The following is a 22255-nucleotide window of genomic DNA, read 5'->3' on the forward strand; positions in this document are numbered from 1 at the left end:
TATTAGCGCTGTTCCATGCCTTTAAGAATTAAAGAGTTTACCATCTGAGGGTTGGCTTTCCCTTTCGTTTCCTTCATCACCTGGCCGACTAGGAAGCCGAGCGCTTTGTCTTTTCCATTTTTGTAGTCTTCGATCGATTGCGGGTTATTGTCCAATATGCCGTCAACTACCTGCTTAAGCTCTCCTTCATCAGAGATCTGCATAAGTCCTTTATCTTTTACGATCTGCTCCGGATCGCCGCCCTGCTCCATTACATCTGCAAAAACCTGCTTCGCAATTTTGCTTGAAATAGTGCCTTTTTCAATGAGTTCAATCAGCTTGGCAAGCGACTCCGGCGTGAGAGCCGTCTCGTCGATATCCATATCGTTGTTGTTTAAATAGCCGCTTACCTCGCCCATCAGCCAGTTGGCTGTAAGCTTGCTGTCCGCTCCGGCATCAACAGTTTCCTGGAAAAAGTCTGCGATTGCCTTGGACTGCACCAATACCGAGGCGTCGTATTCGGAAAGTTCGAAGTCCTCGATATAACGCTTCTTCCGTGCATCCGGAAGTTCCGGAATGGAAGACATGATCCGTGATTTCCAGTCTTCGTCGATATAGTACGTGACCAGGTCCGGTTCCGGGAAGTAGCGGTAATCGTCCGAGCCTTCTTTGATACGCATCAGAATTGTTTCTTTTTTCGCGTCATCCCACCGGCGCGTTTCCTGCAGTACTTCCCCGCCCGAAAGCAGTTCTTTTTCCTGACGTTCTTCTTCAAATGCCAGTCCTTTTTGCACATTCGTAAATGAGTTCAAGTTTTTCAGCTCAGTTTTCGTGCCAAATTCCTCCTGGCCTGCCGGACGGATGGAAATGTTCGCATCACAACGGAGCGACCCTTCTTCCATTTTGCAGTCGGAAACGTCAGTATACTGCAGAATCGCTTTTAGTTTTTCCAAATAAGCGTAGCCTTCCTCGGGAGTCGTAATATCCGGCTCTGACACAATTTCAATCAGCGGTGTGCCAACACGGTTAAAGTCAACCAGAGAGTGGCCTCCGTCTTCGTCGTGCGTGAGTTTTCCGGCATCTTCTTCCATATGAATGCGGGTAATACCTATACGCTTCGGTCCGTTTTCTTCTGTTTCAATGTCAATCCACCCGTTTTCTCCAATTGGCTGGTCAAACTGGGAAATTTGATAAGCCTTTGGATTGTCGGGATAAAAGTAGTTTTTCCGGTCGAATTTCGTTTCTGGGGCAATCTCGCAGTTCATTGCAAGCGCTGCTTTCATGGCATAGTTGACCGCCTGCTCATTCAAAACCGGAAGCACTCCCGGATGGCCCAGGCAGACCGGGCACGTATGCGTATTCGGAGGAGCACCAAATTCGGTTGAGCAGTTGCAGAAAATCTTTGTATTTGTTTTTAACTCTGCATGGACTTCGAGTCCAATGATTGTTTCAAAGTTCATGGTCCTGGTTCCTCCCCTATAATTCCGGTCTGGCTTTATGGTGTTCAGTTGCCTGTTCAAAGGCGTGGGCAACTGTATAGATCGTTTCTTCAGCAAATGGCTTGGCTATAATCTGCAGACCGACCGGCATATTGTCCGAGAAGCCGCACGGCACGGAAATCGCCGGAATACCAGCCAGGTTTACCGGAATGGTTAGAATGTCGTTGGCGTACATCGTGAGCGGGTCATCAAGCTGCTCCCCGAGCTTAAACGCAGTGGTCGGTGCTGTCGGTCCGACGATGACGTCATAGTCGGCAAACACCTTTTCGAAGTCCCGGCGGATCAGCGTCCGCACCTGCTGGGCCTTCTTGTAATAAGCATCGTAATATCCGGCGCTCAAAGCAAAGGTTCCAAGCATAATCCGACGCTTCACTTCTTCGCCGAATCCTTTGCTGCGGGTTTCTTTGTACATTTCCACCAGATCCTTCGCGTTTTCATCGCGAACACCGTAGCGGACACCGTCAAAGCGGGCCAGGTTGGCTGAAGCCTCTGAAGAAGCAATTAAATAATATGCAGCGACTGCGTATTTTGAATGAGGAAGGGAAACTTCTTCCCACACTGCCCCCTGGCCCTCCAGTACCTTCAGTGCTTCAAGCACCCGCTGTTTAACGCCTTCATCCACGCCTTCCCCGATGTATTCGGCCGGCACACCAATTTTCAGGCCTTTAACATCTTTGCCGAGTGCTTCCAGATAATTTGGTACCTGTACATCTGCGGAGGTCGAATCGTTTTCCGAATGACCGGCAATCTGCTGCAGGACGTAAGCATTATCTTCAACCGAACGGGTAAGCGGTCCGATCTGATCCAGGGAAGAAGCAAAAGCCACAAGACCGTACCGTGATACGCGTCCGTAGGTAGGCTTTAAGCCAACAACTCCACAGTAGGAGGCAGGCTGGCGAATGGAGCCTCCTGTATCAGAACCTAACGAAAACAGCACTTCGCCGGCTGCCACTGAGGCTGCCGAACCGCCGCTTGAACCCCCTGGAACATACTCGGTGTTCCACGGGTTTCTCGTTTCCTGCACGCCGGAGTTTTCCGTTGAGGAACCCATGGCGAATTCGTCCATGTTCAGCTTCCCGACGGTTACCGTTTCTGCCTCGTCCAGTTTATCCATCACAGTCGCGTTATGGACCGGATCGAAATTTGCAAGCAGCTGGCTCGCGCAGGTGGTCCGCAGATCCTGGGTGATAATATTATCTTTAATACCTGCCGGCATGCCGAACAAAAACGGCACCTCGCCGCCGTTTTGAATCTGCTTATCAAGCTTTGCAGCCTGCTCGAGGGCCCGGTCTTCGTTCAACGTTAAAAACGCTTTTACATCTGTATCTACTTCGCGAATACGGGCAAATGAAGCTTCCACCAGCTCGGCGACAGTTACTTCCTGGTTTTTTATTTTCGTATGTAACGACGCTACACTTTCTTCCAAAATGGACATACGTTATCTCCCTTCTTTTACTCCAGCACGGATGGTACTTTCACCTGGCCGTCTTTTTGGTCCGGAGCATTTTTTAATGCTTCCTCCCGGTCAAGCGATGGTTGAATGGTATCTTCACGCAGTACGTTGTGAATATCGAGTACGTGGGATGTCGGCTCCACTTCAGTCGTATCAAGTTCATCGAGCTGTTCAGCAAATCCAATGATCGCATCAAGCTCTGCGGTCAGCTTCTCTAAATCTTCATCGGACACGGAGAGGCGAGCCAAATGGGCTACGTGCTCCACGTCTTCTTTCGAAATATGTGCCATCAGTTTTTCCTCCTTTAAGTGCTTCCATCTTTCTTCTATCGTGACAATACTCTGATCATATCAAAGAAAAAGGAAAGCGGGCAACTGTGCCCACTTCCCGCGCTCACAAATTACTCATTGTATACGTGAACGTACATATCCTCTCCCGGCTCTTTCGTAATTAACGCTTCCTGGCCAGCAGAGGAATTAATATTCACTTCAACTTCAAGGCCGTTCGGAAAAATGTCTTCCACATTATCCGCCACGTGCTGGGTGAAGGCGACGATTTCTGTTTTACTATAGAATTGAATAGGAATATCAATCGTCAGGCTGTCAAGTTCACCGTTGACGTAATGACCTTCTCCAACTACACCGACTGTATTGTCAAAAAAGCTGTTCACTTCATTACTAAACTCATCGAACATTTCAGAATCCGAACGGTTATTTTCTTCTGCTTCCGAAGACGGGAACAGATAGTTCGATTCATTTAACTCGTTCCAGCTTCCAGGCTCCTGCCCCGGCTCAGCCATACCAGTTGCAATAAACGTTCCCGGCACGCTCGAATCTCTTGGAGCCTCCTGGAAGACGGTAAACATAATCGGCACTTCTTCAATGCGGTCTGAATTCTCACGTTCATCGTCCCGCAGACGCTCCGTGATTTTCCCTGCAATACGCTGGGCGTCCTCAAGAGCATTCTCTTCACTAATGGACTCCTCGAGCCACGGGCCGTAGGTACCGTCCTCATTTTCTTCGCGGAAGTAATATGTTTCATTCATCGAAAGCCCGATGACAATGCCGCCCAGTTCAAGACCGCCGCTTCCCTCTTCCATATAGTTATGTTCAAGCAGGTTGGACATTGTTCTCGGTGCACCGCGTTCACGCTCCTCAAACCCGTCTCCTTCACTGCCGGCAAGCGGTGGGTTCAGCCCTTTCGGCCTCGTCGTTGGTTCCCCGTCGCCTTCTTCGCCTTCCCGGAGCAGCCAGTTATTTAACTCACTGCGTTCAATAACCTGGCCTTCCCGGAAATAATAATCATCCTGACTGAACTCTTCCGAAGCAAGCTCCTGCATGCCTATTTCCATCCGCTCAAGGTCAAAGCGATTATAAACAACGGAATTACTGAGTCCCCGGGATTCACCCGTGACGTACTGGCCATCGTCAGTGAGTACCGCCCGGTAGTACTCATCCAGGCTTGGAATGCCAGCACTCAGCGACAACTCTTCTTCTGATTCCGGCTGAGAGTCCTCTGATTCTGATTCATCCCCGCCAAACAACCCGCATCCTGATAATGCAAACACGGAAGCAGCTATAACAAGGCCGGCTCTTTTCCGCATGATATCATTTCCTCCATTCCCGGCGTTTCCTTCCAGATATTTTTTCTCTTTTGTACGTCCAGACGTTTACATTTTTTTCTTTCCCATCTCTATCTTAGAAGGTATGCCCGAGTGAAACAAGCTACTTTTATCTTCTTTTTATTCACTTGTCTGCTCAATTAACTGCTGTTCGTCCCAGACAGCCACGTTTAGCTCTCTCGCTTTTTCCAATTTAGAGCCGGCTTCTTCCCCTGCCACCACAATATCCGTGTTGCTGCTGACGCTGCCGGTAACCTTTCCGCCCAGCGCCTCAATACGCTCCTTAGCGTCCTTACGGGTTAATTCCTGCAGTTTGCCGGTAAGCACAACCGTTTTTCCGCTGAACGCTGTATCTGTTGCCTGTTCAGATTTTCGCGGGCCTTTATATTCCATATTCAGCCCGAGCCGGCGCAGCTCGCCGAGCAACACCGAAACGTTTTCCTGTTCAAAATAACTAACAATGGAATCTGCCACTTTCTCGCCAATGTCATAAATGGCAAGAAGCTGGTCTTTATCTGCCTGTTCAAGCGCCTCCATCGTACCGAATTCTTCCGCCAGCGTCCGGGCCGCTTTGGAGCCGACAAACCGGATGCCAAGGCCGAACAGTAAGCGTTCCAGTGAATTTTCTTTGGAAACTTCAATCGCTCTCAAAAGATTATCAACGGATTTTTCTCCCATACGCTCAAGCTCAAGCAGTTCATTCCGGTCGAGCTTATAAATGTCTTCAATGCCTGAGACTAATTGATGCGAAAACAGCTGCTGAATCACCTTTTCCCCGAGGCCGTCGATATTCATCGCCCCCCGGGAGACAAAATGAATCAACGCTTCCTGCAGCTGGGCCGGGCAGTTCGGATTCATGCAGCGAAGAGCCACTTCCTCCTCGAGACGTACAAGCTCTGTCCCGCAGGACGGGCATTCGGTCGGCATTTCAAATTCCCGTTCATTTCCTTCGCGGAGCTCTGTGAGCACCCGTACGACCTCCGGAATAATATCCCCGGCTTTTTTGATGACAATCTGGTCTCCGAGTTTGATTCCCTTTTCCCGGATCAAGTCTTCATTATGAAGCGAAGCCCGCTGCACTGTTGTTCCCGCCACCTGAACCGGTGTCAGCTTCGCCGTCGGGGTCACTACGCCGGTACGTCCAACACTTAAAATAATATCCTCGAGTGTTGTCACCTTTTCTTCTGCCGGAAATTTATAGGCCGTGGCCCAGCGTGGACTTTTTGCTGTAAATCCAAGGTCCTCCCGCTGGCCTAAATCGTCCACCTTGATGACGATGCCATCGATTTCATAGGAGAGCCCATTGCGGTTTTCCGTCCAGTAGTCTACAAATTCCAGCACTTCCTCAATGGTTCGGCATTTTTTCGTTTCCGGGTTCACTTTGAATCCGAGCTGATCCATAAAATCAAGCGATTCGGCGTGCGTATTTACTTCCAGCTCATCATCATTGCCGGCCCCGTAAAGGAAAATATCCAGGTTCCGCTTGGCCGCAATTTTCGGGTCAAGCTGCCTGAGAGAACCCGCAGCTGCGTTACGCGGATTGGCAAATGGCTCTTCTCCATTTTTCTCCTTGTCTTCATTCAGGCTGAGAAATGAACGCTCCGGCATAAACACTTCTCCGCGCACTTCAATATCCACCGCTTCTTCAAGACGCAGAGGAATCGCCCGGACCGTTTTCAGGTTATGGGTAATATCCTCTCCAGTCGTGCCGTCGCCCCGGGTCGCCCCGAGTACAAAGCGTCCGTCCTCATAGGAAAGCGATACGGCCAGACCATCTATTTTCAGCTCGCACACGTATTCCACATTGTCACCGGTCACCTGGCGCACCCGCCGGTCAAAGTCCCGCACATCCTGTTCGTTGAACACATTTCCGAGACTCAGCATCGGAATCCGGTGCTGCACCTTGCGAAAGCCTTCCAGAGGCGCTCCTCCAACCCGGACCGTCGGAGAATCGGGAGCCTGCAGATCCGGAAAATCATTTTCAAGCTGGATCAGCTCCTGCAGCCGTTCATCGTATTCAGCATCCGGCACGATTGGATTGTCTTTGACATAATAATAATAGCCGTATTTATCCAACAGCTCACGGAGTTGTTGCACACGTTCTTCTGCTTGTTTTCTCTCCATCGGCTTCGTCCTTTCTACGCTTTTTCAATCGGGGCAAATGTTGCCATCAGCCGCTTGACGCCTTCGCTCGGAAAGGCAATATCGAGTTCCATGTCATTGCCTTCACCTCGTACGCTGACAACAGTACCGGTGCCCCATTTTTTGTGTTTGGCCTTGTCGCCAATATTCCAGGCAAGGTCACTGCCTCCGCTTGGTGTCGGTGCTTTGCTTTCCCGGGGTGCAGCCGTCGCGGCCTGGCGTTTCCGTTCAAACGGGGAACCCGTTTTTCCGCCGGCAGGCGCCTGCTGCTTTTCTTCACGCCCGGAAATCAGCTCCTGTGGGAGCTCCTGAATGAACCGCGACATTGGGTTTGCCTGCGTTCGTCCGTACTGCATCCGCATGGAAGCGTGGGTCAGGTGAAGCTCCTGCTCGGCCCGGGTCATTCCAACGTAGGCGAGCCTGCGCTCTTCTTCCATCTCTTCGGGCTCAAACAGTGAACGGTTGTGCGGGAAGATTCCTTCCTCCATCCCAATAAGAAACACGGTCGGAAATTCCAGTCCCTTGGCGGAGTGCAGGGTCATCATCGCTACCTTGTCCCGCACGTCTGTGTCATCATTTTCGTTCAAATCAGCCACAAGCGCCAGATCCGTTAAAAAGGAAATTAATGATTTATCCTCGCTCCGTCTTTCAAACTCCTGGGCTACCGTCATAAATTCTTCGAGGTTTTCAAGACGGCTCTGTGACTCCAGCGAGCGTTCATTTTTCAGCGCTTCCCGGTAGCCGGTCTTCTCCAGCAGTTCTTCAACCAGTTCGGTCACCGAAAGGTAGTCCTGCATCTGCATCCAGTGCTTCATCTGCTCGGCAAAGGACTGCAGCTTCTTGACCGGCCCGGCGCCAAGACCAATTTGATCGGCCTCCTGCAGCGCATGGATGAGGGAAATATCCTGACTCGCAGCATACTTGGTCACCTTTTCCATCGTGGAGGCTCCGATGCCCCGCTTAGGCACATTTACAATCCGTCCGAGGCTGATGTCGTCATCCGGGTTTGCCACCGTCCGCAAATAGCCGAGCAGGTCTTTGATTTCTTTTCGATCATAGAACTTAGTGCCGCCGATCATATTGTACTCGACGCCTGATTTTACAAACATTTCCTCAATCACACGGGACTGAGCGTTTGTCCGGTATAAAACGGCAATATCACCGTGGCGTATATCCTTCTTTCTCGTAATTTCTTTGATTTTATCCACTACGTAATACGCTTCGTCGCGTTCGTTGGAGGCCTGAAAATAGTAGATATTTTCCCCGTCCGGATTCGACGTCCAAAGCGTTTTTTCTTTACGCCCGGCATTGTTTTTAATCACTTCATTTGCCGCGCGCAGAATCGTTTTCGTCGACCGATAGTTCTGTTCGAGGAAAATAGTGACTGCTTCCGAATAGTCCCGCTCAAAGGAAAGGATATTTTGTATATCCGCCCCACGCCATTTGTAGATGGACTGGTCTGAATCCCCTACAACACAGAGGTTGTGACGCTTTGCTGCGAGCATATTAACAAGCATGTACTGCGCCCGGTTAGTATCCTGGTATTCATCCACATGAATGTACTGGAATTTCCGCTGGTAAAACTGCAGCACCTCCGGCACGTCTTCAAACAGCTGGATCGTTTTCATGATCAGATCGTCAAAGTCAAGGGCGTGGTTGTTCCGGAGCCGGCGCTGGTACTCTTTATACACATCCGCTGCAATTTCTTCGAACGGCCCTTCTGCTCTTTCTGCAAACTGATTCGGTGTTTCAAGCACATTTTTATTGGACGAAATCATGCCAAGGATCGCCCGTGGTTCAAATTTTTTCGAATCGATATTCTGATCCTTTAAGATCTGCTTGATAACAGAAAGCTGGTCGCTTGAATCCAGTATCGAAAAGTTCCGGTTATAGCCGATCCGGTCGATATCCCGGCGGAGAATGCGGACGCACATCGAGTGAAAGGTCGACATCCAAATGTCCTCGGCAACCGGTCCGACGAGTTTGCCGACACGCTCCTTCATTTCTTTGGCAGCTTTATTTGTAAAAGTAATCGCAAGAATCGCGTAGGGTGGAATCATTTTTTCTCTAATTAAGTAAGCAATCCGGTGGGTTAATACCCGGGTTTTTCCGCTTCCTGCCCCGGCCATAACCAGAAGCGGGCCTTCCGTGTGCTGCACCGCTTGCTTCTGCGGCTCGTTCATTCCGGATAACATGCGCTCAATGATTTGTCGCTGCATGATGCCACCGCCTTTCGTAAGTATTCAGGAACATACGTTCCTGCTTTAGTATACCGAATATTTGTGATTTACGCTAAGGTCTGACCGCTCTGACGGTCTGCACTGCTCTCTTTACATTTTCATATACAATGTCTCCGACTACGATGGTATCTGCGTAAGCAGCCATTTCCGCTGCCTGCTCTTTCGAACGGATACCGCCGCCGTAAAAGAGCCTTGCTTCGTGTAATGCTTTCCGCGCTTCCTGAACCATGCGCACGTCGCCGTATGTGCCGCTGTATTCTATATAAAAAATTGGAAGATGAAACAGCCGGTCTGCCATCGCAGCATATGCTTCAATATCTTCATCCGTCTGTTCCGTCCTGGCCTCTGTTAATGCTGCTGCCTTGGCATCCGGATTTAAAATGCAGTACCCTTCCGCGAGTACTTCCTCCTGCTCAAGGGCAGGGCCCATTTCCTTCAGTGCCTGCTGATGCAGCCCGGTAATCCACCGGGCCTCTCCTGCGTTTAATACCGTCGGCACGAGATAGCAGTCAAAGCCGGGGGTCACCGCTTCTATATTTGAGATTTCAAGCGCGCATGCCACTGGAAACCGACGCACCCGGGCCAGAAGATTCAATGTATTATCAAGGGTAACCCCGTCGCTTCCTCCCACAATGACCGCATCTGTTCCCGACTCACATATTTGTTCTAAATCCTCGTCGCTGATCGCTTTCGCCGGATCCAGCTTAAAGGCATGTTTCCATTCTGAATATGATAGCATCTAGACGTACTCCCTTTATGCAAATAGATAAGCTCAGAAACGCTCTCTTTGAAGCTTCTGATACCTGAAGCGGCCAAACATTCCGGGCCTTTTTGCTTTTCATTCCTCAGTCTTTCATTATACCAAATCCACCGCCGTTACTAAATGAACTTATATCGTTTCCCCCGCAAAAAAACTCCCATCCGGCAGTCCGGCGGGAGTTTTATACGCGTCTGTCTGTTACGCTCTATTGTGAGTCCTGTTCCTGTTTTTCATTATGCACACGGTCGAGAGTCATTTGGTAACTGTCGTTTCCATAATTCAGGCAACGTTTCACCCTTGATATGGTTGCGGTGCTTGCACCGGTTTCCAGTTCAATTTTGTGATACGTATATCCGTGCTGAAGCATTCTTGCTACTTCAAGCCGCTGGGCAAGTGATTGAATTTCATTAATTGTGCATAGATCGTCAAAAAATTCATAGCACTCATCGATATTTTTTAACGAAAGGATCGCCTGAAAGAGCTGATCGAGCTCTTTCCCCCTTAATTTGTCAATCTGCAACACACTACACTCCTTTTTGGCTACGTGACAGACGAAGGTATTTATTCATAAAGCGACGCGCAAAACAGTTTCATTTAAGCTGAAACTAGCTGATATCAGTACCTACTTTTACAGTTTAACGCATAATGGCAGGAAAGAGTACCATTTTTTTATGAACGTCATATATACCTTTTTGCGTAACCCTGATATACGGGAGATGAGTCGCTGCAAAAAATAAGAGAGAATAAACCGGATCCTCATGCGGATAGCCCCGGGTTTTCAGCGCGGCTACCATTTTTTCATGCTCAACAATGACCTCTTCCATCGGCTTCGAGGACATCAGACCGAAAATACCCAGGGAAATATGCTCCACCACTTCCCCGTCCTCGACGAGAAAAATCCCGCCTTTATTTTTAATCAGTTCTTCGGCTGCTTTTTGCATATCTTCCTTGTGCTTGCCGATCATAATAATATCGCCGTTGTTATTAAAGGAAGATGCGAATCCGTCCACCTTGGTTGCGAATCCTTTTAAGATCGTATTAACGCGCCATTTTCCGTACCGGTCAATGACCATGAAAAAGGACTCGTCGTGGGTTTTCCACAGTTCATCATTGTTTGCTTCAATGCCGATATGGTAAGGCTTTAAAATAACGGAATTCATCAGCTCAATTCCCATCGGCATCGAAAAGTGAAAGTCACTGTCCTTTAATTCCCAGTCAATTTCAAGCGGTGTCACCCCGTACTTTTCCCATTCGAAGGGCTTTTTCGGATACAGGTTCGTTTCATCCCTGTATACCCACTGTCCTTTAGCAAGAACGGCTTCAGGTTTGGGTTCGCGCTTATCCGATAAAATATTCAAATGGGCAAGCCGCCCCGGGGCAATCATGCCGATCAAATTGTCGAGACCAAGGTGAACCGCCGCATTATACGAGCCCATTTCATACGCATCGATTTCGGGCACGCCCTTGTCCAGGCAGATTTGAATGGTCTGGTCAATAACCCCTTTTTTATAAAAGGCCGGCGTGGAGCCGTCAGTGTTCAGTGTAAAACGGCGAAAGTCCGTGATTCCGGCCTCAAGCAGTCCTTCGATCATATCCGGAAGATCCGGCCGGATCGAAGAGTAGCGGAGTGATGTGACAAGACCTGCGTCCAGTCGGCGCAGCGCTTCTTCAGCGGTCATCGCTTCATGTTCGCCGTCCACGCCAAGAAGCGCCATCTGCGTAATCGTCGATACCGAGGAGCCTGGAAGGTGTCCTTCAATTGGCTTATTCAGTTCCTTCGTGTATTGCATCCAGTGCAGAATCGTATCGTTGCCGGTCATTACTTTAGGCCACGAAGTCAGTTCTCCCCCCTGGACGACGAGCGGATGCTCCAGCCAGTCCTTCATGTTCGACGGCGAAAACCACCGATCTTCTTCCTCAAGCTCTGTCTGCGAGTCGTACCGGGCCCACCAGAACATGGACGTAGGAAGCTCCCCAAGGTCTTCAATAGCAGAAAGCGCCTGGTATTTCTCCATATTTAAAAACAAAAACAAATTATCATTCACAAGTGTAGTCGTTCCACGCACGGACGCATACTCCGCCAGTGTCTGCGGGCTGTACAGCTGGAAAGGGTGGGCGTGTGGTTCAATATAACCCGGCACCACCCATTTTCCGCTGCAGTCGACGATTTCTGATCCGTGTGTTTTTTCCGGCCATTCAGGCCCGGCGTACATAATACGGTCGTCATATATCCATATGTGGCCGCGACTCCAGCTTTTACGGGCACTATTTAAGTATGTTGCATCTTTTAAAATAATAGAGGGAGCTGTTTCGCCCCTCATCACGGAAAGATGGTCTCTTAATGTTGATTTGCTCCAATGATACAGCTTATTTGCCATCCAAACATCTCTCCTCCTGCACACAGTTCGTTGCTCGATTTCATTTTCCCTATCATATCACAAATGTAAACGCTTTTTTTATATTTTCAGGTGACAATTTTGAAACGTTTTCCTTTTTTACAACTGTTTTCATATTTTCACAAAAATAGTGAAACAGTTTCAGTCAATTATCAGAATTCACTTAAAATATTAAGCAATTTTATAAAAAATCGATAAAACTGTACTAATATTTTTATCCTGCTCATTGTAACAGAATCCTTTACCTGGGAGAAAGAAAATGAAAGGAAATATAACATAAAATTCATATTCTCTTTGCAAAGTTCAAAAAAACTGCTTCTGCCATCAGCAGAAACAGTTTTGCTTTTCATTATTGCAGCGCCCGAAAACCAATGTCGGTGCGATAAAACAAATTATTCGTATCGAGTTCCTTCATTTTTTCATACACCTGTGCCTTTGCTTCCCCGAGAGTCGCAGCCTTTTCTGACAGCAGCAGCACCCGGCCGCCGCTGTTCACATATACACCATTCTTTTTTTCCACTCCAGCGAAAAAAAGAAGAGGGCTTTCCGGTACATGGTGGATGGGACGGTTCTTTTCATAGCTGCCCGGATAGCCTTTAGAGGCAGCCACTACCCCGAGTACCGCTTCTTCCGACCAGACTGGCTCCGGCCTGCCTCCGTCGAGGAGGGTTCCCAAAAGCTCCGCCAGATCCGATTCGAGTCGCGGAAGCACGACCTGCGCTTCCGGATCACCGAACCTCGCATTAAACTCAATCACTTTCGGTCCCGCAGACGTCATCATTAATCCGGCATACAGAACACCGGTGAACGGTGTGCCTTCCTCCACCAGCCCGGAGGCTGCCGGCTGAAGCACTTTTTCCACCGCTTCATCGATGTCTTTTTGAGTAAACTGAGGAACGGGACTGTAAGCACCCATTCCTCCGGTATTGGGGCCTTCGTCGTTATCATATGCACGTTTATGGTCCTGCGCAGCTACCATTGGCACAACCGTTTCGCCGTGGACAAAAGCCATTAAAGATAGCTCTTCGCCCTCTAAAAACTCTTCAATGACTACTTCGGCTCCCGCTTCGCCGAACTTGTGGTCTTTCAGTACTTCTTCAAGCGCCTGTAGCGCTTCGGCTTCGGTCATCGCCACGGTGACCCCTTTACCGGCAGCCAAACCGTCTGCCTTAATGACAATCGGCGCTCCCTGGCTGCGTATATAAACCTCTGCTTCTTCGTATTTTGAAAATGAAGCATAGGTGCCGGTCGGAATATGATAGCGCTCCATGACTTCTTTCGCGTAGGATTTGCTTCCTTCAATCATAGCTGCTTTCTCACCCGGACCAAACACACGCAGCCCTTCCTGTTCAAAACGGTCGGCAAGCCCGGCCAAAAGCGGGGCTTCCGGCCCGATCACGGTCAGCTCCACCTTCTTTTCCTTTGCGAAGGCCACAAGGCTTTCCTGATCGCTTTCCGCTATGTTCACGCATTCTGCGTAATTCTCCATACCGTCATTACCCGGTGCTGCATACACGCGGGCCACACTCGCACTTTTTGCAAAGGCGTAAGCTAGGGCATGCTCCCGGCCGCCTGCTCCTACTACTAAGACATTCATCGCCATCCTCCTGTTCAAAAAAACCGTTATATTCATGCTTCACTGGCTTCAAATAAAAGCCCGGGAATCCATTTCCCGGACTTTTCTGCCGCTTTTAATGCTTAAAATGGCGCATACCGGTAAACACCATAGTGATTCCCAATTCATTGGCCCGGTCGATGGACTCCTGATCGCGGATCGAGCCGCCCGGCTGAATGATCGCTGAAATTCCCGCTTCTCCGGCTGTTTCCACCGTGTCCTGCATAGGGAAAAAGGCGTCGGAGCCCAGAGCGCTGTGCACCGCTTCTTCCCCAGCCTGGTCAATAGCGATCCCGGCCGAGCCGACCCGGTTCATCTGGCCGGCCCCAATGCCTATCGTCTGGACATTTTTCGTCAATACGATCGCGTTGGATTTAACATGCTTCACTACCTTCCAGGCGAGCTTCAGGTCTTCCCATTCCGCCTCTGTCGGCTCCCGTTCCGTGACCACCCGCACGTCTGCGTCCAGAAACCCTTTAGTATCTTCATCCTGCACAAGCAGACCGCCGTGAATCGAAGTAAGCTGCGAGCGTGTCTCCGCCATTCCCTCGAGCGTCACTGTCAGCAGACGAATATTTTTCTTCTGCGTCAGCAGATCAAGAGCTTCCTGGGAAAAGCTCGGGGCGATGACAATTTCAAGGAAAATCTCCTTCAGCTTCTCGGCAATGGCCTCTGTCACTTCACCGTTAAACGCCACAATGCCGCCGAATATCGAGACTGGATCTGCGGCATACGTTTTGTCGTAAGCTTCTTCGAGTGTTTCCCCAATCGCGACCCCACACGGATTCATGTGCTTAACGGCTACCGAAGCCGGATGCGTAAACTCACGGATCATGCTGAGCGCTGCTTCAGCATCGTTAATATTATTATAGGAAAGCTCCTTGCCGTGCAGCTGGAAGGCGTTTGCAATCGAGCTGAGCGGCCCGATCGGCTCCCGGTAAAAGGCTGCCTCCTGATGAGGGTTTTCGCCGTAGCGCAGATCCTGCTTTTTCTCATACGTCACGGTATACATTTCAGGATGCTTTTCCCCGGCTTCCCGGGTTAAATAATCCGCAATTAACGCGTCATAGGAGGCAGTGTGACGGAACACCTTGGCCGCAAGCTTTTTATTCGTCTCAGCTGATACCGCACCGCCCTCATTTAATTCTGTAAGCACAAGCTCATAATCATCCGGGTCTACGACGACCGTAACGTCTTCGAAGTTTTTCGCCGCGGCTCTTAGCATCGTCGGGCCGCCGATATCGATGTTTTCAATAGCGTCCTCAAACGACTTGTCCGGGTTTTCGATCGTTTTTTTGAACGGGTACAGATTTACTACCACCAGGTCAATCGGTTCGATGCTGTGCTCCTTCAGCTGAGATATATGAGCATCGTCACTGCGGCGGGCAAGCAGTCCGCTATGTATGTTTGGATGCAGCGTCTTCACCCGGCCGTCAAGTATTTCTGGAAAACCAGTAACCTCTGAAATACCCGTGATCTGCACACCGCTTTCCTCTAGTACGCGGCTCGTCCCTCCTGTGGAAATAATTTCAATTCCCTGCTTTTCTAGGCTTTTAGCCAGGGGGACAATGCCCTCTTTATCTGACACACTAATTAATGCTCGTTTCATGAATGGTTGGCTCCCTCCGTATTGGTTTGCACTGTTTTAAGGGGACGGGCAATCCACTGCTGGACAATTTCCGGATAGAGCCGGTGTTCAACAGCCTGGATTCCGGCTGTGAGCGTCTCGAGCGAATCCGATTCTTTTACATGCAGCGGCTCCTGCGCAATGATGATGCCGGTATCCATGCCTTCATCAACGTAATGAACCGTGACCCCGGTCACTTTTACTCCAGCATCCCACGCCTGCCTGATGGCATCTTTTCCAGGAAAGGCCGGAAGCAGCGACGGATGAACATTAATCATACGTCCGCCGTATTCCGTGAGCAGCGTATCGCCGATTAACCGCATATAGCCTGCAAGCACGATCCGCTCCGCCCCTTTAGCATATAATTCCTTTACGATTTCAGTTTCAAACGCTGCCTTGTTTTCGTATTCCTTCGGCGAAAAAGCGCACACCGGTATGCCCTCTTCCTCAGCAAAGGCAACGACTGGGGCGTGAGGCTTGTCACAGACAATCAGCACAAATTCCGCTTCGATCCGCTGCTCGCGGGCTGCATGGACCAATGAACGGGCATTTGAGCCGGTGCCGGAGGCAAATAAAGCGAGCTTCATCAGCACGTCGCTCCCTTCACCTGCACACCACCGCCATCAGTCACTTCCCCGATGGTCCACGCCTCTTCCCCGGCCTGCTTCAGCGCCTGGAGCATGCTTTCTTTTTCCGCAGCCGGTACAACCGTCATTAAACCAATACCCATATTAAAGGTGCCAAACATGTCTTCCGGGGACAAATGACCCTCGTTTTGAATGAAGGGAAAAATCTCCGGCTGCTGCCAGCTGTTAACATCAAACATCGCGCCGCAGCCATCTGGAAGCATTCTCGGAACATTTTCGAAAAAACCACCGCCCGTAATATGAGCCATCCCTCTGGCTGTTCCTGCCTGCTTAATTGCTTTCGCCGCATTCACGTAAATCTTCGTCGGCTCGAGAAGCTCTTCCCCGAGCGGACGCTGAAACGGCGGTACCGTGTCGTTCACCGTAAACAATCCCTCTTCGAACAAAACCTTTCGCACAAGGGAAAATCCGTTGCTGTGCACGCCAGAGGAAGCCACCCCGATAATTGCGTCTCCGGGTTCTGCTTTTGATTCAGCCAAAATATCCGCCTTCTCCGCCGCACCAACGGCAAACCCGGCCAGATCGTATTCTTCCTCGCTGTACATTCCCGGCATCTCGGCGGTTTCTCCGCCAATAACAGCACAGCCTGCCTGCGCACAGCCGTCTGCTACACCCTTCACGATCTGCTCAATTTTTTCCGGGTTTGCTTTTCCCAGGGCCAGATAATCCAGAAAATAGAGGGGGTCGGCCCCCTGGACGGCGATATCATTTACACACATCGCCACCACATCCTGGCCGATCGTGTCGTGCTTATTCATTTGAAAAGCAAGCATTAATTTCGTGCCGACACCGTCTGTGCCCGATATGAGCACGGGCTCCTTGTAAGGAAGTCCGGAAATATCAAACATACCGCCAAAACCACCGAGAGCCCCCATCACTTCCGGGCGCCCGGTGCGGGCAATGTGTTTTTTCATCCGCTCTACTGCCTGGTATCCTGCTTCAACGTCTACACCGGCCCGCTTGTAAGCTTCAGACATCCATAGGCCCTCCTTTGTTAACCATTCATAATTTTATCGTGCGGGTGGAGCGTATCGTCATAAATTTCTGTAGGGTATTTGCCGGTAAAGCACGCGAGGCACTGACCGCAGTTCGGCTCGCTCTTATCCCGGCCGATGCCGTTCTGCAGGCCTTCAATGCTGATAAACGACAGGGAATCCGCCCCCATCAGATCGCGCATTTCATCGACGGTATAGTTCGAAGCAATCAATTCTGCCTTCGTTGATGTATCTATTCCGTAAAAGCACGGGTGCGTAATCGGCGGTGACGTAATGCGTACGTGCACTTCGGTCGCTCCCGCTTCCTTGAGCATGCGGACGATCCGCTTGCTTGTCGTACCACGGACGATCGAATCGTCTACCATGACCACCCTTTTGCCTTCTACAACTCCACGGACAGCAGACAGCTTCATCTTCACGCCCTGCTCCCGCAGCGCCTGTGACGGCTGAATGAATGTCCGGCCAACATACCGGTTTTTAATCAGTCCGAGTTCATACGGTGTGCCGGTAGCTTCGGCAAAGCCGATAGCAGCGGAAATCGAAGAGTCCGGCACCCCGGTCACTACGTCTGCTTCCACCGGCGCTTCTTTAGCCATTTCTTTGCCCAGATTTTTTCTCGCCGTATGCACATTAATATTATCCACATTGGAATCCGGCCGGGCAAAGTAGACGTATTCCAGGCTGCAGATCGCCCGGGACGTAGAGGTTGAAAACAGCTCCGAGCGCATACCCGAGTCGTCAATGCTGACAATTTCTCCCGGCTGCATGTCCCGGACGTACTCAGCGCCGATCACGTCGAACGCACACGTCTCTGAAGCGACCACGTACGTGTCTCCAATTTTCCCGATCGTAAGCGGACGGAGCCCGTTCGGATCCATGGCGCAAAGCAGTTTGTCCTCGGTCATCACCGCAAAAGCATACGCCCCTTCAATATAGGACAGCGCATCCTTCAGCTGATCCTCAAAGCGGTTTTCATTGCTTCTCTTAATCAAATGGGCGAGCACTTCAGTGTCCGAGGTGGATTGAAAAATGCTTCCTTTTCTCTCGAGCTCTTCTTTCACGTGGTTGGCGTTCACAAGATTTCCGTTATGCGCAATCGCAAGTCCTGTCGTCTGCGACTGAAAAAGCAGCGGCTGACAGTTGACGAGACCACCGCCGCCTGCCGTAGCGTAGCGCACGTGCCCAACGGCTGAGCTTCCCTGCAGCTGTTCGAGATCTCCCTCTTTAAAGGCTTCGGTAATAAGACCGAGTCCTTTGTGGCTCGACAGTTTATCGCCGTCGCTGACGACGATGCCTGCCCCTTCCTGCCCGCGGTGCTGCAGGCTGTGCAGCCCGTAATAGGTCAGCTGTGCCGCCTCCTCATGGTTCCAGACAGCAAACACACCACATTCTTCGTTTAAGCCTTTGATTTCACCAAGCATGGAATAGCTCCTTTCCAGGCGTTCTCCAACTCCTTGGCAGAAGCTTGAAGAATCGTCTCTCCCGATTCTTTGAGTAAGTGCAATGTTGCTTCTTCTGTCACTCTGCCGGCATATCTTGCGTCTGGTACTGTCTGTTCAAAAGCTTTCCGGTTTTCCGGTGTTACGGAAATCACATAGCGTGACTGCGTTTCAGCAAACAATTCATTGATAACTTCCCCGGCAATGACTGCCTCCGCTCCGAGTCCGGTGCCAAACGTGCTTTCCGCAATTGCAACGGCAAGACCGCCTTCGGATACGTCATGCGCTGACTGAACCATTCCTTCCTGAATAGCCTTTAACACGTCGCGTTGTCTCCGGTACTCGGTGTCAAGATCAAGCTCCGGGGCCCGTCCGTCTATCGAACCGGTCTGCATTTCTTGAATCTCGCTGCCGCCGAAATCTTCTCCTGCTTCGCCGATAATATATACGGCATCTCCCGCCTGCTTAAATTCCTGGGTTGTAATATGGGCAAGCTCTTTAATCAGTCCGACCATGCCGACCACCGGCGTCGGATAAATCGCGCCGTTCTGCGTTTCGTTGTAGAGGGATACATTGCCGCCGATAACCGGTGTTTCAAGGGTTTTGCACGCTTCTGTCATTCCGTCAATCGACTTCTCAAACTGCCAGTATATTTCCGGTTTTTCCGGATTGCCGTAGTTCAGGCAGTCGGTCAGCCCGAGCGGGAGTCCGCCCGAGCAGATAATGTTCCGGGACGCTTCTGCGATAACGATTTTTCCGCCATGCTCCGGATCAAGGCCGAGATAACGCGCATTGCAGTCGGTCGTCATTGCAAGTGCCTTATCTTTGCCGCGCACCCGGAGCACTGCTGCATCTGAGCCGGGTTGAACGGCTGTGTTGGTGCGGACCATGTAATCGTACTGGTCATACACCCATTCTTTGCTCGCGACCGTCGGCTGCTTCAACAGGTCCGTGAGCGTTTCTTTCGCGTCACTCACGTCGGGCCTCCACGCCTCCTGCTGCTGGCGCTTGCGGAACGCTTCCGGCTCCCGCGATTCGGGATAGTACACCGGTGCATCCTCGGCCAGCGCATCCACGGGAACGTCCGCTACCCGCTCACCACCGTGCCAGAGCACAAGACGCTGCTCATCGATGACACGGCCGATTTCCGCTGAATGAAGCCCCCAGCGGCTGCAGATATCATGAATTTCTTTTTCTTCTCCCTCTTTTACAACCAGTAGCATCCGCTCCTGGGACTCGGAGAGCATCATCTCATACGGGCTCATGTCAAGCTCACGCTGTGGTACCGTGTCAAGGTTCATCTCGATGCCTGACCCTGCCTTGCTGGCCATTTCTGCTGAAGAAGAAGTCAGCCCTGCCGCTCCCATGTCCTGAATCCCGACAAGCGATTCACACTTCACGAGTTCGAGGCATGCTTCAAGCAGCAGCTTTTCCATAAATGGATCCCCCACCTGCACGGAAGGACGCTTGCTTTCCGATTCGTCGCTGATTTCTTCCGAAGCAAAAGTAGCTCCGTGGATACCGTCTTTACCAGTGCTAGCACCGACATAAATAACCGTATTTCCGGCCCCGCTTGCAATCCCCTTCTGAATATCCTTATGGTCAATAAGCCCGACACACATTGCGTTGACGAGCGGGTTGCCTTCATAGCTCGGGTCAAACTGCACTTCGCCTCCGACCGTCGGCACGCCGATGCAGTTCCCGTATCCGGCAATCCCGGCGACCACCTCTTCAAATAAATATTTCACCCGCGGCTTGACGAGCTCTCCGAAACGAAGCGAATTCATAATGGCAACCGGGCGGGCCCCCATTGAGAAGACGTCCCTTAGAATGCCGCCTACTCCGGTAGCTGCTCCCTGATAAGGCTCAATCGCTGATGGATGGTTGTGGCTTTCCATTTTAAACACAACCGCCTGCCCGTCGCCGATGTCGATGATGCCGGCACCTTCCCCAGGCCCCTGCAGCACGCGCTCTCCCTCTGTCGGAAATTTTTTCAGCTGGGCTTTGGAATGCTTATAGCTGCAGTGCTCCGACCACATGACTGAAAACAGGCCGATTTCTGTATAGTTTGGCAGGCGTCCGAGAATTTTTTTAATCATTTCGAATTCTTCGTCTTTAACGCCCATTTCCTGATAGACTTTTTCCTGTTCAATCTGTTCTGCGGAAGGCTCAAGTAGTAAGGACATGGGATTTCCTCCATTGCTTCAATATTGACTGAAAGATTTTTAATCCGTCGTCACTGCCGAGAATCTGGTCGGTTGCTCGTTCCGGGTGGGGCATCATGCCCATCACATTGCCCTGCTTGTTTACAATGCCGGCAATTGCCTCTTTGGAACCATTAAAATTATCTTCATATGTGAACACAATCTGGTTGTTCGCCTGCAGATCCTTTAGGGTCTCGTCGTCGCAGTAGTAGTTTCCTTCGCCGTGGGCTACCGGAATCGTAATTCGCTCGTCCCTTGCATATTCGGAGGTAAAGCCGGTTTCATGATTCGCCACTGCGAGGCGGGCCGGGCGGCAGATGAACTTCAGCGACCGGTTCCTCTGCATGGCTCCCGGTAGCAGTCCGGCTTCAAGCAGCACCTGAAATCCGTTGCATACGCCGAGAACCGGCTTGCCTTTTTCCGCCTGCTCCACGACGCTCGCCATGACCGGGGCAAAACGGGCAATTGCTCCGGAACGAAGATAGTCTCCGTAGGAAAATCCACCAGGCAGAAGAATACCGTCGTAATCCGCGACGCTTTCTTCGGTGTACCAGACTTTATCCACCGGTTCTCCGAGACCTTCCTGGATTGCATAATACATGTCGTCATCACAGTTGGACCCTGGAAACACGATCACCGCGAACCTCATCAGGACACGCCCTTTCCGATCGTGTACGTGTAATCTTCAATCACCGGATTGGACAGAAGCTTTTCGCACATTTCTTCGATCCGGGCTTCAAGGTTGTTTCCTTCCTCTACTTCGAGCTCAATATACTTACCGGTCTGGACAGATGCCACTTCATGGTACCCCATTGTCTGCAGGGCATTTTCAATCGTACTTCCCTGCGGGTCAAGTACTCCCTCTTTTAATGTCACATACACTTGAACGTTAACCATGTGCAGCTCCTCCTAATCGCTGTAAGATTTCGGTATAGCCTTCCTGAAGAGAACCAATTCCGTAACGGAACAAATCTTTATCAAACTTCTGGCGGGTTTCTTTATCCCACAGCCGGCACGTATCCGGAGAAATTTCGTCGGACAGCAGCAGCTTCCCGTCCTCAGTCATGCCAAATTCAATCTTAAAATCCACAAGCAGCAGACCGTGGTCGGAAAAATGCTTCTTAAGCGTCTCATTCACGTGTTCGGCCATCTGCTTCATGTCCTTCACCTGCGACGGGGAAGCCGCCTGCAGCAGCCGGATATGATCATCGTTAATCAACGGGTCCCCGAGCTCATCATCCTTGTAGTAGAATTCCACTACCGGCTGACCGGTTTCAGTGCCTTCCCCGATGCCGGTGCGGCGGTGAAGACTGCCGGCGATAATATTGCGTACTACGACCTCAAGAGGGATAATCGTCGTCTTCCTGACCGCCTGTTCGGTTTCAGAGAGCCGTTCCACGAAATGGTTGTTTATGCCTTCTTCATGCAGCTTTTGAAACAGCAGGGAAGAAATTTCGTTATTCAGTTTGCCCTTCCCGACCAGCACTTCTTTTTTCTCCCCGTTAAACGCAGTGGCATCGTCTTTGTACTCTACCCAGAGCGTATTTTCCACGTCTGTTTCATACAGTTTTTTGGCTTTTCCTTCATACAATAGAGCGCGTTTTTCCATCGCAGGCTCCTCCTTTGGACTATCCCTTA

General features: G+C 50.7%; 18 protein-coding genes. All 18 read right to left on the bottom strand.

Going from position 1 to position 22255, the window contains the following annotated elements; all coding sequences use genetic code 11:
* Positions 1-2: 2 nt before the first annotated feature.
* The 18 genes from gatB to purC all read right to left on the bottom strand — a co-directional run bounded on the left by gatB (position 3) and on the right by purC (position 22226).
* Entirely contained in the window at positions 3-1439 is a 1437-nt protein-coding gene (gene gatB, locus Q9M42_RS08615) for an Asp-tRNA(Asn)/Glu-tRNA(Gln) amidotransferase subunit GatB (RefSeq protein ID WP_322526079.1), read from the bottom strand.
* Between the two features lie 16 nt (positions 1440-1455).
* Positions 1456-2913, bottom strand: a complete 1458-nt coding sequence (gene gatA, locus Q9M42_RS08620) for an Asp-tRNA(Asn)/Glu-tRNA(Gln) amidotransferase subunit GatA (RefSeq protein ID WP_322526080.1) — start codon at positions 2911-2913, stop codon at positions 1456-1458.
* A 17-nt stretch (positions 2914-2930) separates the two neighbouring features.
* Positions 2931-3221: an Asp-tRNA(Asn)/Glu-tRNA(Gln) amidotransferase subunit GatC gene (gene gatC / locus Q9M42_RS08625; RefSeq protein WP_322526081.1), complete on the bottom strand. Its 291-nt coding sequence runs from the start codon at positions 3219-3221 to the stop codon at positions 2931-2933.
* Positions 3222-3331: 110 nt separating this feature from the next.
* Positions 3332-4534 (bottom strand): CamS family sex pheromone protein, encoded by a 1203-nt coding sequence (locus Q9M42_RS08630; protein ID WP_322526082.1) that lies wholly within the window; start codon positions 4532-4534, stop codon positions 3332-3334.
* A 138-nt stretch (positions 4535-4672) separates the two neighbouring features.
* Entirely contained in the window at positions 4673-6676 is a 2004-nt protein-coding gene (ligA, locus tag Q9M42_RS08635) for an NAD-dependent DNA ligase LigA (RefSeq protein WP_322526083.1), read from the bottom strand.
* 14 nt (positions 6677-6690) lie between these two features.
* On the bottom strand, positions 6691-8913 hold the full coding sequence (pcrA, locus tag Q9M42_RS08640) for a DNA helicase PcrA (protein WP_322526084.1): 2223 nt from the start codon (positions 8911-8913) through the stop codon (positions 6691-6693).
* Between the two features lie 73 nt (positions 8914-8986).
* Positions 8987-9673, bottom strand: coding sequence for a heptaprenylglyceryl phosphate synthase (locus Q9M42_RS08645; protein ID WP_322526085.1), 687 nt, complete (start codon positions 9671-9673; stop codon positions 8987-8989).
* Positions 9674-9899: 226 nt separating this feature from the next.
* Positions 9900-10214: a YerC/YecD family TrpR-related protein gene (locus Q9M42_RS08650; RefSeq protein ID WP_091615863.1), complete on the bottom strand. Its 315-nt coding sequence runs from the start codon at positions 10212-10214 to the stop codon at positions 9900-9902.
* A 115-nt stretch (positions 10215-10329) separates the two neighbouring features.
* Positions 10330-12072 (bottom strand): adenine deaminase C-terminal domain-containing protein, encoded by a 1743-nt coding sequence (locus Q9M42_RS08655; protein WP_322526086.1) that lies wholly within the window; start codon positions 12070-12072, stop codon positions 10330-10332.
* Positions 12073-12439: 367 nt separating this feature from the next.
* On the bottom strand, positions 12440-13687 hold the full coding sequence (gene purD, locus Q9M42_RS08660) for a phosphoribosylamine--glycine ligase (RefSeq protein ID WP_322526087.1): 1248 nt from the start codon (positions 13685-13687) through the stop codon (positions 12440-12442).
* Between the two features lie 94 nt (positions 13688-13781).
* Positions 13782-15314, bottom strand: coding sequence for a bifunctional phosphoribosylaminoimidazolecarboxamide formyltransferase/IMP cyclohydrolase (gene purH, locus Q9M42_RS08665; protein ID WP_322526088.1), 1533 nt, complete (start codon positions 15312-15314; stop codon positions 13782-13784).
* On the bottom strand, positions 15311-15922 hold the full coding sequence (gene purN, locus Q9M42_RS08670) for a phosphoribosylglycinamide formyltransferase (RefSeq protein WP_322526185.1): 612 nt from the start codon (positions 15920-15922) through the stop codon (positions 15311-15313). The genes purH and purN overlap by 4 nt, the downstream gene beginning before the upstream one ends.
* Positions 15919-16956, bottom strand: coding sequence for a phosphoribosylformylglycinamidine cyclo-ligase (gene purM, locus Q9M42_RS08675; RefSeq protein WP_322526089.1), 1038 nt, complete (start codon positions 16954-16956; stop codon positions 15919-15921). Before purM ends, purN begins: the two co-directional genes overlap by 4 nt.
* 17 nt (positions 16957-16973) lie before the next feature.
* A complete protein-coding gene (gene purF, locus Q9M42_RS08680; RefSeq protein WP_322526090.1) occupies positions 16974-18395 on the bottom strand; it encodes an amidophosphoribosyltransferase in 1422 nt (473 codons plus the stop codon).
* Positions 18371-20599 carry a phosphoribosylformylglycinamidine synthase subunit PurL gene (gene purL / locus Q9M42_RS08685; protein WP_322526091.1) on the bottom strand — a complete coding sequence of 743 codons (2229 nt, stop codon included), beginning with the start codon at positions 20597-20599 and terminating at the stop codon, positions 18371-18373. The genes purF and purL overlap by 25 nt, the downstream gene beginning before the upstream one ends.
* The gene (gene purQ, locus Q9M42_RS08690) at positions 20583-21266 is read right to left on the bottom strand and encodes a phosphoribosylformylglycinamidine synthase subunit PurQ (protein ID WP_322526092.1); all 684 of its coding nucleotides are present in this window, start codon (positions 21264-21266) and stop codon (positions 20583-20585) included. The genes purL and purQ overlap by 17 nt, the downstream gene beginning before the upstream one ends.
* Entirely contained in the window at positions 21266-21514 is a 249-nt protein-coding gene (gene purS / locus Q9M42_RS08695; RefSeq protein ID WP_022793713.1) for a phosphoribosylformylglycinamidine synthase subunit PurS, read from the bottom strand. The genes purQ and purS overlap by 1 nt, the downstream gene beginning before the upstream one ends.
* Entirely contained in the window at positions 21507-22226 is a 720-nt protein-coding gene (gene purC, locus Q9M42_RS08700) for a phosphoribosylaminoimidazolesuccinocarboxamide synthase (protein ID WP_322526093.1), read from the bottom strand. Before purC ends, purS begins: the two co-directional genes overlap by 8 nt.
* Between the last annotated feature and the right edge of the window lie 29 nt (positions 22227-22255).

The organism is Marinococcus luteus (assembly GCF_034497705.1).
Lineage (GTDB): Bacteria > Bacillota > Bacilli > Bacillales > Marinococcaceae > Marinococcus > Marinococcus luteus_A.